This is a genomic window from Geodermatophilus amargosae (assembly GCF_041028265.1).
In the GTDB taxonomy this organism is placed as follows: domain Bacteria; phylum Actinomycetota; class Actinomycetes; order Mycobacteriales; family Geodermatophilaceae; genus Geodermatophilus; species Geodermatophilus amargosae_A.
In genome coordinates this window covers 284,331-300,224 of record NZ_JABGCW010000002.1, presented here as the reverse complement: position 1 = coordinate 300,224, position 15,894 = coordinate 284,331, and the positions used below count along the sequence as shown (strand labels likewise).

Below are 15,894 nucleotides of genomic sequence, written 5' to 3'. Positions count from 1 at the left end.
CCGCCGCCGGGGTGAGAAGGGATCGGCTCGCGGTCAGTCGGAGGTGCCGCAGATCCTCGGGCCGTCCTCGAGCACCACGGTGATCGTGGCCTGCGCGCCGTCGTCCCACCGGACCCGGACCTCCCGGGAGTCCTGGTCCCCGAGCGTCCCCTCCTCGACCCCGACGACCTCGCCGGTGCCGGGGTGCTCGTAGGCGGGCAGGACGTCGGCGACCTCGCCGGCGTCGCGCTCGGCCTGGCACAGCAGGTCCCCGGCGGTCTCGGTGTCGCCGGCCTCGAGGGCGGCGAGGAAGACGCCGGTCACCTCGCGGGCCTGCTCGTCCCCGCCTCCCTTCACCAGGGGCAGTGCCACGACCATGGCCACGCCGAGGACCACGGTCCCCCCGAAGATCCCCAGGATCAGGCCGTTGCGGTGCCGCGGGGTACCGGTGTGCAGCGGCTCGGGGCCCTCGTCGTACAGGTGGGGGCCGCTCATCCGCCGCTCGTCTCCAGCTCCGCGCCGGCCGGCGGGCGGGGGTCGTCGCGGTCGTCGAGCCAGCCCTCGGGCAGCGCCACCGGCCGGGGGCTGCTCGTCCGGCCGCGCGGTCCGCCGAGGACCGCCGTCGGGTAGGGCTGGTCGGGGATGCGCTCGAGCAGGCCGGCCAGCTCGTCGAGCGAGCCCACCATCGCCAGGGCGCGGCGGACGTCGGAGCCCACCGAGAAGCCCTTGAGGTACCAGGCGACGTGCTTGCGGAAGTCGGTGCAGCCGTGCAGCTCGCCCTGCTCGGCCGACAGCAGCTGCGCGTGCCGGTACATGACGGCGGCGACCTCGCGCAGCGTCGGCAGCGCCCGGCGCGACTCCCCCGCGAAGGCGGCGGCGAGGTCGCCGAACAGCCACGGCCGGCCCAGGCAGCCCCGCCCGATGACGACGCCGGCGCACCCGGTCCGGCCCATCAGACGCAGCGCGTCGTCGGCCTCCCAGACGTCGCCGTTGCCGAGCACCGGGATGTCGACGGCCTCGACCAGCCGGGCGATCGGCGACCAGTCGGCGGTGCCGCTGTACAGCTGGTCGGCGGTGCGCCCGTGCAGGGTGATCGCGGCGGCGCCCTCGTCCTGGGCGATCCGGCCGGCGTCGAGGTAGGTGACGTGGTCGGCGTCGATGCCGATGCGGGTCTTGACGGTGACCGGCACGTCGCCGGCGGCACGGACGGCGGCGCGCACGATGTCGCGGAACAGCACCCGCCGCCACGGCAGCGCCGACCCCCCGCCCTTGCGGGTGACCTTGGGCACCGGGCAGCCGAAGTTCAGGTCGACGTGCGCCGGTCGGGTGCCGGCGACCTCCTCGTCGACGAGCATCTCCACCGCGCGGCCGACGGTGGCCGGGTCGACGCCGTAGAGCTGCACGGAGAACCCGACCGCCGCCTCCTCGGGCGTGGCCCGGATCATCCGCAGCGTCTTCTCGTTGCGCTCGACCAGCGCCCGCGTGGTGATCATCTCGCAGACGTAGAGGCCGGCGCCGAACTCGCGGCACAGCGTGCGGAACGCGGGGTTGGTGATCCCGGCCATGGGCGCGAGGACCACGGCGGGGTCCACGGTCAGAGGCCCGAGCTGCAGCGGGGCGGCCGCCGGCGCCAGGGTGCTCGTCACGCCGTCCAGGGTAGGTGGCCGTCCCCGGTGGCCGGGGTCACCCGGACGGGCTGCCCCGCATGGACGCCGTTCGCGGTGGGCAGGTCGGGGTCCGTTTCCCGAGTGCAGGAGGACACGCGTGCCGAGGTCGTCCCCGGTCCCGCTGGCGCCCGCCGGCGCGCTCGTCCCCGACGTCGCCCGCATCGCCGTCCTGCGGTCGAACTTCCTCGGCGACCTGGTGCTCACCCTCCCGGCGCTGGCCGCGCTGCGGGCGGCCTATCCCGACGCGGAGATCACCTACCTCGGCGCGCCGTGGCACCCGGAGCTGCTCGAGGGTCGCCCGGGTCCGTGGGACCGCGTGGTCGTCGTCCCGCCGTGGCCGGGTGTGCGGGACGCCCCGGGCGCCTCCCGCGACAGCGCCGAGGTGCGGGACTTCCTCACCGCCCAGCGCGACGAGCGGTACGACCTGGCGCTGCAGCTGCACGGCGGGGGCGGCAACTCCAACCCGTTCGTGGCCGGCCTCGGTGCGCGGGTGACCGCCGGTGCCCGTGACGTCGGTGCCCCGCCGCTGGACCGCTGGCTGCCCTATTGCTCCGACCAGCACGAGGTGCTGCGCTGCCTGGAGCTGACCGGGCTGGTCGGGGCGGCGCCGGTGACGCTCGAGCCGCGGCTGGCGGTCACCCCGGCCGACGCCGCGGCGGCCGACGGCGTCCTGCCGCCCGGGCCGGAGCCGCTGGTGGCGCTGCACCCCGGCGCCCAGGACCCGCGGCGCCGGTGGCCGGCGGAGTGCTTCGCCGCGCTCGCCGGCGCCCTGGCCGACGAGGGTGCGCGGGTGGTGCTGGTCGGCGCGGGCGAGGACGACCGGCGGGCGGCCGACGCGATCCGCGCGGGGACGACGGCGCCGTTGCTCGACCTGGTCGGGAGGCTGTCGCTGTCCGCGCTGGCCGGCGTCCTGGCGCGCTGCCGGCTGGTGGTCGCCAACGACTCCGGTCCGCGGCACCTGGCCGAGGCGGTCGGGACGGCGACGGTCGGTGTCTTCCTCGAGCGCAACCTGCTCAACGCCGGCCCGCTCACCCGGCGGCACCACCGCGTGGCCGTCTCGGTCCGCACGACGTGCCCGGTCTGCGGCGTCGACCAGGGCCGTTCGCGCTGCGGGCACGACGCGTCCCTCGTCGCCGGTGTCCCGCTGGAGACGGTGCGGGCCGCCGCCCTCGACCTGCTCGAGGACTGCGGCCCGCCGGTCCACGCCGCGGTGCGGTTCCGCGGACGTGCCCGGGGCACGTCCGTGGAACCGCACGCTCAGCAGCCGGGCAGGCGCGCGGCCAGGTAGGACTCGACGGCGTCCAGGCCGATGCGCTCCTGGCTCATCGAGTCCCGCTCGCGGACGGTCACCGCGTCGTCGGTGAGGGTGTCGAAGTCGACGGTGAGGCAGAACGGCGTGCCGATCTCGTCCTGGCGGCGGTAGCGGCGGCCGATCGCGCCGGCGTCGTCGAAGTCGACGTTCCAGTTCCGGCGCAGCCGGGCGGCCAGGTCCCGCGCCTTGGGCGAGAGGTCGGCGTTGCGCGACAGCGGCAGGACGGCGGCCTTGACCGGCGCCAGCCGCGGGTCCAGCCGCAGCACCGTGCGGGTGTCGACGCCGCCCTTGGCGTTGGGCGCCTCGTCCTCGGTGAAGGCCTCGACGAGGAACGCCATCAGCGAGCGGGTCAGGCCGGCGGCCGGCTCGATGACGTAGGGCGTCCAGCGGGTGTTGCTGGCCTGGTCGAAGTAGGACAGGTCCACGCCGGAGTGCTCGCTGTGGGTGGACAGGTCGAAGTCGGTGCGGTTGGCGATGCCCTCGAGCTCGCCCCACTCCGAGCCCTGGAAGCCGAAGCGGTACTCGATGTCGACGGTGCGCTTCGAGTAGTGGCTCAGCTTCTCCGCCGGGTGCTCGAAGTGCCGCAGGTTGTCCGGCGAGATCCCGAGGTCGGTGTACCAGCGGGTGCGCTCGTCGATCCAGTACTGGTGCCACTCCTCGTCGCTGCCCGGCTCGACGAAGAACTCCATCTCCATCTGCTCGAACTCGCGGGTGCGGAAGATGAAGTTGCCCGGCGTGATCTCGTTGCGGAACGACTTGCCGATCTGCCCGATGCCGAACGGCGGCTTCTTGCGCGCGGCGCCCATGACGTTGGCGAAGTTGACGAAGATGCCCTGCGCGGTCTCCGGGCGCAGGTAGTGCAGCCCCGACTCGTCCTCGACCGGGCCGAGGTACGTCTTCAGCATCATGTTGAAGTCGCGCGGCTCGGTCCACTGGCCGGTGACGCCGCAGTTCGGGCAGGTGACCTCGGTCAGGCCGTTCTCCGGGAGCCGGCCCTTCTTGGCCTCGAAGGCCTCCTCGAGGTGGTCGGCCCGGAAGCGCTTGTGGCAGTTCTGGCACTCGGTCAGCGGGTCGGTGAAGACGCCGACGTGCCCCGAGGCGACCCACGTCTGGCGCGGCAGGATCACCGAGGAGTCCAGGCCCACGATGTCGTCGCGGCTCTGGACGACGGTGCGCCACCACTGCTTCTTGATGTTCTCCTTGAGCTCGACGCCCAGGGGCCCGTAGTCCCAGGCGGAGCGTGTGCCGCCGTAGATCTCACCCGACGGGAAGACGAACCCCCGGCGCTTGCAGAGGTTGACCACCTTCTCGAGGCGGGCGGGGTCGTGCGTGGTGCTGGTGCTCACGGGCTGGCTGCTCCATCCGGCTGGCGGTCGGCGGTCGACCCACCCACGGTAGACGCCCCGTCCGGGGCGTCCCCGGCTGCTCCGGTGCCCTCAGGAGGAGGTGTAGCCGCAGACGGCCGGCCCGCCCTCGTCCACCACGGTGACCACGAACGTCGTCTGCTCCCCGCTGTCGAGGGTCACCTCGAAGGTGACCTCGTCGCCGGTCCCGGCGGCGGTCGCGCCGGTGGCCGAACCCTCGGTGATCTGCCCGCCGAGGAAGGTGTCGAAGTCGGCCAGCAGCGCCTGACCGTCGGGGAACCGGCCCTGCCCGTCGGTGCACAGGCCGGCGTGGGCCGCGTCCCCGTCGCGGTCGACCACCGACTGCACCCACGAGGCGGCGAACTCCGGGCTGCCCGGGATGCCGGGCTCCCCTCCCCCGCCGGTCCCGCCCCCGCCGCCGGTGGGGGTCGAGGCGCCGCCGCCGAAGCCGCCCTCCCCGGAGGGTGCGGACGAGGAGGACGTGGACGACGAGGAGGACGCCGAGGACGACGTGCTCGCCGACGTCGACGTCGCGGTGGGGGAACCGCCCTCGTCGCCGCGGGTGAGCAGCACCGCGGCGAGCACACCGCCGCCCAGGAGCAGGACGGCGAGCGTCACGAGCAGGGCGACGAGCGGGCCGCGGCTCCTGCGCGGTGCCGGACCCGGCGTGCCGTACGGAGGCTGACCGAAGCCGGGCCCGCCGTAGGGGGGCTGGCCGTACGGCGGCTGCCCCTGTCCCGGCTGGCCGTACGGGGACTGGCCGTAGCCCGGCTGGCCGTACGGGGGCTGGCCGTACGGGGGCTGGCCGTACGCCGGCTGTCCCTGCCCGGATGCGCCGTACTGCTGACCCGGTCCCGGCCGGCCGTACGGAGGCTGCCCCTGCGGCGGCGGCGGCTGCGACGCGGACCCGCCGGGCTGCTGCACCGGGCCGCCCAGGCGCAGCGTCGGGTCGCGCTGCTCCGAGGCGCCGGGCAGCCGGTCGGTGGGCGGGTCCGGCAGCGGTCGCGGCGGCACCGGCGGGAGGCGCACCTCGCGGGTGCGGTCGGGCGGCGGCGTCCCGTCGTCGTGCGGCGGCTGGCTCATCGCGCCTCTCCCGATCCGGCGTGTGCTGTCCCGCGAAGGCTACGCATCCGGCCGCCCCGGGGCCGAGCACGCGCCGGGGTCAGCGCAGCGGGAGGTAGGCGCCCGGTTCGTCCAGGGCGTGCACCCACACCGGCGCGCCCGCCACCTTGACCTCCGCGGCCGACAGCGCGCGGCGGTAGGCGCCGACGCCGTCCCAGCGGGTGACCAGCGCCCACAGCACGGGGTCGTCGGCGCAGCGCCCGTACTCCCCGCCGAGGCAGCCGGGCCGGGCGGCCAGCGCCGCCAGCAGTCCGTCGACGGCGGCGGCGACCTCGGCCGTCTCGTTCTCGGGCACGCGCAACCGGGTCACCGCGAACACCGGCCCATCGTGCCGCAGTGCCCGCGGGGACGCCGACGGCCGGCCCCCGCGGGTGGGGGGACCGGCCGTCGGAGGTGGTGGGTCAGCCGAAGTCGCAGACCGTCAGGTCCTGGGCCACCCACACCTGCACGCTCCGGGTGCTGCCGTCGTCGAGGGTCAGCTCGAAGGTGGCGACGTCGACGGCGTTCACCGGGTCGTACTCCACGCTGACCAGGTCGCCCCCGGTGATGGTCTGCCCGTCCAGGATCTGGCTGTAGAACCACAACGTCAGGTACTCCTCGGGGCCGTACTCCGTGCCGGCCGAGCCCTGCTGGGCCGCCGACTGCAACCGGTCGCAGGACAGGCCGTAGGCGGTGCCGAAGTCGAAGTCGTACACCGCCTGGACCCAGGCGAGCGCGAGGTCGGAGGAGCCGGGGATCTGGCCGGCGTCGGCGCCGCCGGTGTCGTTCCCCATCGGCGTCCCGGTGCCGGCGCCCGTGCCGGTGCCGGTGCCCCCTCCGCCGGTGCCGGGTGTGCCCGCACCGCCGGGCACCGAGACGGGACCGCCCATGTCCATGCCCGTGCCGGAGCCGCTGCCGGAGCCGCTGTCCGACGGGGTGGACGCGGAGGTCGACGACGAGGTGGACGTGGAGGTGGACGTGGAGGTGGACGTCTGCTGCGCCGCCGGGGCCGGGTCGTCGTCCCCGCGGAGGAGGAAGAACAGCAGCACGCCGACGCCGGCGAGCACCACGACGAGCGCGGTGACCACCCACGGCAGGACGCTCCTCTGCCGGGGCGGCCGGCCGTAGCCGCCGGGGCCGCCGCCCGGGCCGAAGCCGGGCGTGCCGTAGGCGCCCGGGGCTCCGTACTGGCCGGGCGCACCGTACTGACCGGGCTGGCCGTACTGACCGGGCTGGCCGTACTGACCGGGCGCGCCGTACTGGCCGGGGGGCTGACTCATCGTCTTCTTCCGTTCGGGATGGACGGGCGCCGGAGGCCCGAGAGCGAGAGCAAGATAGGGAGCCCCTCCCGATCCGCCTACCGGTTCGTGCGCGGCGGTTCCGTGCCTCGGGTCACGGGTCGGTCACGTCCCGGCGACCGGTGTCCCGTCCGGGCGGTGCCGTGTCCAGGGCGCTGTTCGGGGCGGACCGGCGTCCCTACACTCCGCCGACGACCCGCACCCGGCGCCGGCTCCGACGAGCGCCGCGCTGCGGCACACGGAGGAACCACCGGTGGAGTTGCAACAGTTCGGCCCCTACCGCATCGAGGCCCTGCTCGGCCGCGGCGGGATGGGTGAGGTGTACCGCGCCTTCGACACCGAGCACGACCGCACGGTCGCGCTCAAGGTGCTCTCCGAGCACCTGGCCGCGGACAAGGGGTACCGCGAGCGCTTCCGGCGGGAGGCGCACCTGGCGGCCCGGCTCATCGAGCCGCACATCGTCCCGATCCACCGCTACGGCGAGATCGACGGCCGGCTGTTCCTCGACATGCGCCTGGTGCCCGGCCGCGACGTCGCCGCCATCCTGGCCGAGCAGGGGCCGATGAGTCCCCAGCGTGCCGTGTCCGTGGTCAGCCAGACCGCCCGGGCGCTCGACGCCGCGCACGCCGACGGCCTGGTGCACCGCGACGTCAAGCCCTCCAACGTCCTGCTCACCGGCAGCGGCGAGGACGAGTTCGTCTACCTCGTGGACTTCGGCATCGCCCGGTCGACGTCGGACGCGCAGGGCCCGGCGCTGACCCAGACCGGCGCCGCGCTCGGGTCCTTCGACTACATGGCCCCCGAGCGGTTCCTCGAGAAGCCGATCGACAGGCGGGTCGACGTCTACGCGCTGGCCTGCGTGCTCTTCGAGTGCCTCACCGGCCGCCGGCCGTTCACCGGCGACGGGCTGGCCACGCTGATGTACGCGCACCTCAACAACACCCCGCCGGCGCCGTCGGCGTTGCGGCCGGGGCTGCCGCGTGCGCTGGACGACGTCGTGGCCAGGGGCCTGGCCAAGGAGCCCGACGAGCGGTACCCGACCTGCGGTGAGCTCGCCGCGGCCGCACGGGCGGCGCTGAGCTCGGCCGGGGTGTCGGTCCGGGCCGAGGCCGCGCCGCCCACGGCGGTCACCCCGCTGCCGGTCCCCTCGCGGACCGTGGGGTTCTCCGGTCCCGGCCCGGCCGGGACCTACGGGGCGCCGTCGTACCCGGGTGCTCCGGCGGCGCTCTACGGCCCGGTGTCGAACCCGGGGCCGCCCACCGGTCACGGCCCGCCGTCGAACCCGGGGCCGCCCACCGGTCACGGCCCGTCGTCGAACCCGGGGCCGTCCACGGGCTACGGCCCGCCGTCGAATCCCGGCCCGCCCGGCTACCGGCCGCCGGCCGGCCCGGCGTTCCCGCCGCCGCCCGGCGGCTCCTCGGCCAGCGGCCGGGGCGGCGGCTCGAGCAGGCTGCCGCTGGTCATCGTCGGTTCCGCCGTGGCGCTCATCGCGATCGTGGTCGGGATCATCGCCCTGGCCGGCGGCTCCAGCGGCAACGACGGCGTGCGGGCCGACGACACCGACACCTCGACCGGCGGTGACACCGGTGGCGGCACCGGCGGCGGCGACCCCGCCGACCCCGAGGACGAGCTGCTGGCCGTGATCCCCGGCGGGTTCGACGTCGGGAACTGCACGACCGGGACCCCCGCCGGGGACGGGGACCGGGCGCGGGTGGAGTGCGGGGCGGCCAGCGAGCCCGGACCCGAGGTGTCGTTCTTCTACCTCTACGAGGACGGGGCGGCCGTCGACGGCGTGTTCCTCTCCGACGTCGCGGACGTCGGCCTGTCCCCCCTGACCGACACCGACTGCCCCGAGGCGCAGGGGTACCGCGGGTACGCCGGCGCCGACCAGGAGCCGGCCGGCCGGGTGGCGTGCTGGGTGGACACCGACGGCGACGCGAACATCGCCTGGACCCAGGACGACGTCGCCGTCGAGGGTCTCGTGACCATCCCCGACGGCGGGGAGTCCGGGCTCGCCACCCTGTGGTCCTGGTGGAACGACCCGGCCAACAGCGACTTCGTGCAGCGCTGAGGTCGCCCCACGACGAGGGCCCCGTCGCCACCGGCCGGTGGGGACGGGGCCCTCGTCGTGGACGGGTGCCGCCCGTCAGACGCGCGCGGCGCCCAGCGCGGCGTCGGCCAGCCGGTCGAGCCGCTCGGCCACCTGCAGCGCGGTCACCGGGCGCCGGCCCACCGGCGCCAGGCACTCGGACACCAGCGCGGCCTCCTCGTCGGTGAGACCCGGGGCGATCGCCGGCTCGGCGCTCATCACCCGGCGGATGGCCAGCAGCGGCTCGCCGTCGGGCAGCTCGCCGTAGAGGCCGGTGCCGGTCAGCGCGCGGTTGAGGGTGGCGCCCAGGGCGAACACCTCGGTCGCCCGGGACGGGCGCTCGCCGCGCAGCAGCGCCGGGTCGAGGTACTCCACCGACGCCGCGCCGGCCATGCCGGTGAGCGTCACGCCCGGGGCCAGGTAGCGGGCCAGCCCGAGGTCGGACAGCTTCCCGCCGTCCTCGGTGAGCAGGATGTTGGCCGGCTTGACGTCGCCGTGGGTCAGCCCGGCCTCGTGCAGCGCGTGCGCGGCGTGGGCGGCGTGGGCCACCGCGCGCAGCACCTCGCCGCGGTTGAGCGGCCGCGCCGGGGCGGCCAGCGAACCGAGCGGGCAGTACTCCATCGCGTACAGGAAGCTGTCCTGCAGCACGGCGTCGTAGACCCTGACCAGGTAGGGCGAGGCCACCTGCGCGAACGCGCGCAGCTCGCGCACGCCCCGCTCGTAGGCCTGCTCGCTGTGGGTGCCGGTGAAGACCTTGACCGCGACGTACTCGTCGGGCAGGCCGAGCCGCGCCGGCGGGCGGGCGAGGTAGAAGCGGCCGTTGTTGCCCTCACCGAGCACGCGGACCACCTGGTAGTCCGCGATGGTGGCAGGCGCCGCGCCCACCAGGCCGACGGCATCCATGCATGTCCTCCTGAGCTGTTCCCCCCGGTCGCGCCGGGACGCCGCCGGTGCGGCAGCGGCACAGTGTGCCGGGACACCCGCCGTCCCGGAAGCCGTTCACGCCCGCCGGGTCCCGCGCGCGCAGGACCCCCGAAGGCGGCGGACCGCAGCTAGCATCCGCGCCCGGCCTGCCCCGGTTCCGGGACCCGGCCGTCCCACCCGATCCCCGCGCGCTCCCCCGTGGCGCGGACAGCAACGCCGGAGAGCCAGTGGAAGCGCGCCCCGTCGCAGAGATCATCGCCTACGTGTTCGTCGACCTCGCGGTGATCATGGTCATCGCCCGGTTGATGGGCCGGCTGGCCGTCAAGGTCGGCCAACCCGCCGTCGTCGGTGAGATCGTCGCCGGCATCCTCCTCGGCCCGACGCTCCTCGGAGCGCTGCCGGGGGACCTGGACCTGCTGCTGTTCCCCGCCGACATCCGCCCGTTCCTCAACGTGCTCGCGCAACTCGGCCTGGTCCTGTTCATGTTCCTGGTGGGCCTCGAGGTCGACATGTCCTTCATGCGGGGACGGGAGAAGGTCGCCGTCTCGGTGTCGCTGGCGTCGATCCTGCTGCCGTTCTCCCTGGGCGTGCTGCTGGCCACCTACCTGCACGTGCAGCACGACGTCTTCACCGAGACGGACGGCAGCACCTCGCCCATCCCGTTCCTCGGCTTCGCCCTGTTCCTCGGCGTGGCCATGTCGATCACCGCGTTCCCCGTCCTGGCCCGCATCCTGGCCGAGCGGCAGATGCACCGGATCCCCACCGGCGTGCTCGCGCTGGCGTGCGCCGCCGTGGACGACGTCCTCGCCTGGTGCCTGCTGGCCGTCGTCGTCGCCATCGTGGCGGCGACGTCGTTCGGCGGCGTCGTGCTGATCCTCGGCCTGTCGGTGGCCTTCGCCCTGGTGATGTTCCTGGTGGTCAAGCCGCTGCTGCGGGTGCTCGTCTCCCGCTACGAGCGGCTGGGGCAGCTCACCCCGGAGATGCTGGCCGGCGTCCTGATCGGCATCCTCACCAGCGCGTGGGTGGCCGAGGAGATCGGCATCCACTTCATCTTCGGCGCCTTCCTCTTCGGCGTCGTCATGCCGCGCAAGGGCGCCGCCCGGCTCAACCACGAGATCGTCGACCGGCTCGAGCAGGTCAGCGTGCTCCTGCTGCTGCCGGTCTTCTTCGTCATCACCGGCCTCAACGTCGACGTCGGCGCGATCGACCTCGCCGGCCTCGGCGAGCTGGGCCTGATCCTGCTGGTGGCCATCTCCGGCAAGTTCCTCGGCGCCTACGCCGCCGCCCGGGCGATGCGGGTGCCCAAGCGCCAGTCCACGGCCCTCGCGACGCTGATGAACACCCGCGGCCTCACCGAGCTGGTGATCCTCAACATCGGCGTCCAGCAGGGCGTCCTCGACGGCGAGATGTTCACGCTCATGGTGATCATGGCGCTGGTGACGACGGGCATGGCCACTCCGCTGCTCGACGTCATCTACCCCCAGCGCATCCTGCAGCGCGACATCGCCGCCGCCGAGCGCGCGGAGCTGGGCCTCACCGAGGCCTACACCGTCGTCGTGGTGGTGGACGACCCCGACCGGGACGCGGCCCTGGTCGACCTCGCCTGCGACCTCGTGGGCCACGAGGCGCCCGCCCAGGTGGTCCTCACCCGGGTGGTCCGCCGCTCGCGGCCGAAGCCGGAGTGGGCCAGCGGCCTGGGCGCCGACCTCGAGCTGATGGCCACCGTGGCCGGCGAGCTGCGGACACTGGCCCGTCAGGTCGAGGCCCGGGGACTCACGGCGTCGGTCGCCTCGCGGTTCAGCGAGGACCCGTGGGCCGAGGTCGCCGACCTGGCCGGCAGCAGCACCGCCGACGTCGTCCTCGTCCGCAGCGGCTGGGGGCTCGTCCAGGGTGCGCTGGCCGCCGACGGCTCCGGCACCCCGTGGCCCCCGTCGCTGCACGGGTCGGTCGTGACCGTCTCCGGCGAGCTCGGCGAGGCCGGACTGCAGCCGGGCGGGCCGGTGGCCGTGGTGCAGGACGGCGACGCCGACGGGCGCGCGGCACTGCGGCTGGCCGCGCACGCCGCCGTGAGCCGGCGGGTGCCGCTGCAGCTCCGGGCCGCGGAGGGGCGGAGGGGCGTCAGGCGCACCGTGACCGACTCGCTGCGCAGGGCCGGTGTACAGATCGCCGCAGAGGCGTCGTCCCTGCCGGCCCTGCTGGTCGCCCCGGCCGGCGCGGGCACCGTCCCGGCCGCCGACGACCTGACGCCGATCCTGCTGGTGCACGCCGGCACCGCCGACGCCGACCGCGACATGGACGAGACCCTCGCCGGCATCGCGACCCGTCCCGGCGCGCACTGAGCGTCCCTCCGCAGCCCACGGAGCCCGCGTCCCGTCCGAGGGGACGCGGGCTCCGTCGTCTCCGGGCCGGTCGCGCTCTGCCCCGTACCGGGGGCAGAGCACGACCGCGCGCGGGAACCGCGACGGCGCCCGCCTCCCCGGACGGGGAGACGGGCGCCGTGGGAGTGCCGGGGGGCGGTCAGTAGCCGCCGTGCGGCGACTCGAACGCGAACTGCCGGCCGCCCATGCGGACGGCCATGCCCGCGGTCAGCCGGACCGGCTGGTCGGGCACCAGCGAGGACCAGCCCGGAGCACCGCGCGGGGCGACCAGCGTCCCGTTGGCCGAGCCGGTGTCGACCAGCAGCACGTCCCAGCCCTCGAGCCGGATCTCGGCGTGGTGCCGGCTGACCCCGCCCGTCCGGTCCAGGACCAGCAGGGGCCGCAGCTGACCGGACGCGACCCGCTCGTCGGTCTCGGGCTCGCGGCCCAGCAGGTAGTCCATGTCGAGGCTGACCGTCGCGCCGTCGTCGAAGACGAGCAGCCCCAGCGGCGGGCGGACGCCCTCGACGAGCACCGCCGTCTGCTGCGTGGTCCGGATGCCGCACAGCGCGCAGAAGCCGGCCCGCGGGTCGTTGAGGTGGCCGTTCTTGCAGAGGATGCCCTTGACCTTGGGCCGCTCGTCCTCCGGCTCCGCCGCGGCGGGCGCCGACGACTCCGCGCCGGGGGTCGGCAGCGGCTCGCGGGCCGGCTCGGACCCGGCCGCGCTGCCGAAGAGCAGGGCCGACCTCTCCGGCGCCGGCAACTCGACCGGCGCGGGCGCCGGCGGCGGGGCGGCGACCGGCGCCGGGACGGCGTGGTCGTGACCCGCGTGGTCGTCGTGGGCCGCGTGGTCGTGGGCCGCGTGGTCGTGGGCCGCGTGGTCGTGGGCCGCGTGGTCGTGGGCCGCGTGGTCGTGGGGCCCGCGCCCGGGAGCCGCGTGGCCGGGACCTGCGGGAGCGGACGGCGCCACGGGCACCGGGCGCGCCGGGGGCTCGGTCGTGGACAGCGGCACCCGGGCGTGCGGTGCGGGCAGCCGGACCTGCATGGTCGCCGACGGCGGCGGGCCGGGCGCCGACGGCGCAGGAGCCGGCGAGAGCACCGCCGCGGCGCCCGGGACCGCCCCGGACTCCAGGTCGGACAGCGGGTGCGGCGCGGTGTCCGCGGGCGAGCCGGCCGACAGGTGCAGCGCGGCCGGCGGCCAGGTGACGAAGCGGTCGAGCACGAGCGTGCCGTTGTCCAGCTTCTCCCCCTGCGCCGGCGTCAGCCGCAGGCCCAGGTCGGGCACCTCGGCGGCCCCGCCGCCGACGAGCACCAGCGTCAGGCCGTCCTCGGTCGCGGCGGTGACGGCGAAGGACGGCGGATCGGCGACGGTGCCGAGCCAGGTGCGCAGCTCCTCGTGCAGCCGGCGGCCAGGGGCGCGCGAGCCCGCCGCCGACACCCGGCGGCAGAGCGTGACGAGCTCGCCGACGGTCGCGTTCCCGGCCGGGGCGGCCACCGGCGCGGCCGGGACCGGGGCGCTGCCCCAGCCGACCAGAGCCGGCCTGGCGGCGGGCGCGGCGGGGCCTGCCGGTTGGTCGGGGACCCCGACGACGAGCAGCACGCCGGGCAGCCGGACGACGAGGTCGGGACCCGGGGCGACCCGGACGGCGACCTGGTCGAACGGCGGCACGGTGGCCGGGGCCCCGGTGGTGCCGGTGAGCGGCGCCGGAGGGGTGGCGGCGGACATCAGATGAGCCTCCCACCGTTGATCCGCCAGTGGACGAAGGGCACGCGCATCGGGCCGTTGGCCACCAGCCACACGACCAGCCAGGTGCTGACGAAGTGGATGACGAAGGCCGGGCCCGGCAGCGAGCCGATCCACGGGACGGCGCCGCCGGCGACGAGGAACCACACGAGCAGGCCCTCGGGGACGGCGGTGAGCAGGCCGAAGAGCGTCGGCCAGTCCTTCTCCCACCGGAACTGCTGGATGCCGTGGTAGACGAGCTCCCACAGCACGCCGAGCACCAGCACGACGAGCAGCACGGAGAAGGTGGTGCGGTAGGAGGTGGCGAGGGAGGCCCCGGTCGGGAGCACCGGGGTGATGATCAGGGTCCAGATCGAACCGACCACGGCCAGCAGGAAGACCCTGGTCTGGATGCGGCCGTTCAGCGTGGGCAGCACGGTGTCGTCTCTCTCGGTCGTCGCGGACGTCGGTGGCGGATCGGGGCGGGTCAGATCTGCTCGTTCCGGACCCACTTCCACCACTGGCTGGTCGACCGGCCCGGGCCGAGCTTCTGCGCGAAGCCCTGCGCGATCAGGTCGTCGGCGATCTCCTGCGCGGCGATCTGCAGGCCGAAGAAGGTGTCCACGCCGGGGAACGGCCCGCCGAGCGTGGCGCTGCCGGAGGCGTAGATCTTGCCGCCGTTGCGTGCACCGGTGACCTCGAAGTTCCGCTGCACGTCCAGCCGGCCGACGGGGTTGCGCCGGGCGTCGGAGTGGTCGAGCAGGTCGGCCAGCACGCGGTGCTCGCGGATGTCGGCCTCGAGGCCGGTGCAGTCGATGACGGCGTCGAAGGTGCCCGTGTGCGGGCCCTGGTCGGGGGTGCTGACGGTGACCTCGACCAGGTCGCCGACCGGCGTCATCTCCTCGATCGAGCCGATCATCACGCGGTACCAGCCCTCGCGGCGCCCGCGCCGCAACTGCTCCTGCCAGTCCCGCCGGACCGGGGTGTTGGTGCCGCCCATCTCCTGGTAGAGGCGGGCCCGCTCCTCGCCCTCGCTGTTGCGGACCTGCTGCTTGAGCTGCCCGCCCCACACCGACTTCGGGTAGTTGAAGCCCTGGTAGGCCCAGCCGTCGGCGCCCTTGCGGCGCTTGAGGACGCCGGTGCCGTGCGGCCGGTCCACGTAGGTGCGGAACAGGTGGACGATCCGGGTCTGCAGCCCGCGCTGGTCGCGGTCGTCGATCAGCCGCTGCAGCACCCGCGAGGCCACGATCCCCCCGCCGCGGATGAGCACGGTGCCGGGGCGCTGGTGCAGCCGCTCGTAGACGTGCTCGTGCCGCTCGTAGGCGTTCACGACCCTGCTGTAGTCGTTGTGCTCGTTGCGGTACCGCTGCAGGTCGGGGAGGAACTTCAGGCCGGGGTACCCGACGGCCACGTGCACCCACTGGCTGCGGTAGGCGATCCGCTTGGTCGGGGTGGCGCCCTCCGGCGGGGTCAGGATGGTGAAGTACCCGCCGCCCACGCGGCGCCGGACCATGCGGACCTGGCCGTTGACGACCATCTCCGGGTACCGGATGCGGTACATCTCCTTCTCCATCGACTCGAACGCGTGCCCCGCCCGGGGCGTGTAGTAGTTCGCGAAGATCGGCTCGACCAGCACGTTCCACGCCTGCTTCAGGTCGCCCTGCAGTGCCTCGCGGATTGCGTAGCTGGGGAAGCCCCAGATGTTGTCCGGACACGAGGACGAGTCCGACCGGAGCCGCTCGCCGCGCGGGATCTGCGAGACCGTCGTCAGGTACTCGTAGCTCTCCCACGGCGTCCTGAGCGGGGTGAGCACCCGCATCGCGCTGGTCGGGACGCCGCAGATGCGCAGGTAGTCCACGGTCACGAACGACCCGATGCCGCCGCCGAAGGTGACGAACGGGACGTCGACGACCGGGATGCCGGCCTCGGCGACCATCTGGTCGGTCCAGAAGTCGCTGGCGATCAACTGGTCGGTGAGGTCGCCCGGCTGCGGCGGTCTCGGGGCGTGCTGGGGCGCGATGGTGCTCTCGCTCACGGGTGGGGATCCGTCCTCTGTCGGGGGAGCCGCCACCTTCGGTGG

The 15,894-nt window shown here is 74.9% G+C and carries 13 protein-coding genes; 3 read left to right on the top strand and 10 right to left on the bottom strand.

Annotation, left to right across the window (positions count from 1 at the left end; genetic code table 11):
- Nucleotides 1-33 precede the first annotated feature (33 nt).
- Both HLV61_RS02405 and dusB read right to left on the bottom strand, forming a co-directional pair.
- Entirely contained in the window at nt 34-474 is a 441-nt protein-coding gene (locus HLV61_RS02405) for a hypothetical protein (RefSeq protein ID WP_369252592.1), read from the bottom strand.
- Nucleotides 471-1,625, bottom strand: a complete 1,155-nt coding sequence (dusB, locus tag HLV61_RS02400; RefSeq protein ID WP_369252590.1) for a tRNA dihydrouridine synthase DusB — start codon at nt 1,623-1,625, stop codon at nt 471-473. Before dusB ends, HLV61_RS02405 begins: the two co-directional genes overlap by 4 nt.
- Nucleotides 1,626-1,743: 118 nt before the next feature.
- Here dusB and HLV61_RS02395 point away from each other — a divergent pair, with 118 nt between their 5' ends.
- Nucleotides 1,744-2,934, top strand: a complete 1,191-nt coding sequence (locus tag HLV61_RS02395; RefSeq protein WP_369252588.1) for a glycosyltransferase family 9 protein — start codon at nt 1,744-1,746, stop codon at nt 2,932-2,934.
- On the opposite strand, the gene HLV61_RS02390 is transcribed toward HLV61_RS02395, so the two are convergent.
- The 4 genes from HLV61_RS02390 to HLV61_RS02375 form a co-directional block, all read right to left on the bottom strand.
- Complete coding sequence (locus tag HLV61_RS02390; RefSeq protein ID WP_369252586.1) at nt 2,904-4,304, bottom strand: glycine--tRNA ligase; 1,401 nt, start codon at nt 4,302-4,304, stop codon at nt 2,904-2,906. The genes HLV61_RS02395 and HLV61_RS02390 overlap by 31 nt on opposite strands.
- A 90-nt stretch (nt 4,305-4,394) precedes the next feature.
- Complete coding sequence (locus HLV61_RS02385) at nt 4,395-5,405, bottom strand: hypothetical protein (RefSeq protein WP_369252584.1); 1,011 nt, start codon at nt 5,403-5,405, stop codon at nt 4,395-4,397.
- A 79-nt stretch (nt 5,406-5,484) separates the two neighbouring features.
- Nucleotides 5,485-5,763, bottom strand: coding sequence for an antibiotic biosynthesis monooxygenase family protein (locus tag HLV61_RS02380; protein ID WP_369252582.1), 279 nt, complete (start codon nt 5,761-5,763; stop codon nt 5,485-5,487).
- Between the two features lie 82 nt (nt 5,764-5,845).
- The gene (locus HLV61_RS02375) at nt 5,846-6,703 is read right to left on the bottom strand and encodes a collagen-like triple helix repeat-containing protein (protein ID WP_369252580.1); all 858 of its coding nucleotides are present in this window, start codon (nt 6,701-6,703) and stop codon (nt 5,846-5,848) included.
- Between the two features lie 271 nt (nt 6,704-6,974).
- Between HLV61_RS02375 and HLV61_RS02370 the strand changes: the two genes are divergently transcribed.
- Nucleotides 6,975-8,792, top strand: a complete 1,818-nt coding sequence (locus HLV61_RS02370; RefSeq protein WP_369252578.1) for a serine/threonine-protein kinase — start codon at nt 6,975-6,977, stop codon at nt 8,790-8,792.
- A gap of 75 nt (nt 8,793-8,867) precedes the next feature.
- Here HLV61_RS02370 and HLV61_RS02365 read toward each other — a convergent pair whose 3' ends face one another.
- The gene (locus tag HLV61_RS02365; protein WP_369252576.1) at nt 8,868-9,713 is read right to left on the bottom strand and encodes a protein kinase domain-containing protein; all 846 of its coding nucleotides are present in this window, start codon (nt 9,711-9,713) and stop codon (nt 8,868-8,870) included.
- A 248-nt stretch (nt 9,714-9,961) separates the two neighbouring features.
- On the opposite strand from HLV61_RS02365, the gene HLV61_RS02360 reads away from it, so the two are divergent.
- Nucleotides 9,962-12,073, top strand: a complete 2,112-nt coding sequence (locus HLV61_RS02360) for a cation:proton antiporter (RefSeq protein ID WP_369252574.1) — start codon at nt 9,962-9,964, stop codon at nt 12,071-12,073.
- Between the two features lie 178 nt (nt 12,074-12,251).
- Here the strand turns inward: HLV61_RS02360 and HLV61_RS02355 are convergent, their stop codons facing one another.
- Genes HLV61_RS02355 through HLV61_RS02345 form a run of 3 tightly spaced genes read right to left on the bottom strand, consistent with a single transcriptional unit; the run spans nt 12,252 to nt 15,849 of the window.
- Entirely contained in the window at nt 12,252-13,817 is a 1,566-nt protein-coding gene (locus HLV61_RS02355) for an FHA domain-containing protein (protein ID WP_369252572.1), read from the bottom strand.
- On the bottom strand, nt 13,817-14,251 hold the full coding sequence (locus HLV61_RS02350) for a hypothetical protein (RefSeq protein WP_369252570.1): 435 nt from the start codon (nt 14,249-14,251) through the stop codon (nt 13,817-13,819). The genes HLV61_RS02355 and HLV61_RS02350 overlap by 1 nt, the downstream gene beginning before the upstream one ends.
- A gap of 50 nt (nt 14,252-14,301) precedes the next feature.
- Nucleotides 14,302-15,849, bottom strand: coding sequence for a hypothetical protein (locus HLV61_RS02345; RefSeq protein ID WP_369252568.1), 1,548 nt, complete (start codon nt 15,847-15,849; stop codon nt 14,302-14,304).
- Nucleotides 15,850-15,894 lie beyond the last annotated feature (45 nt).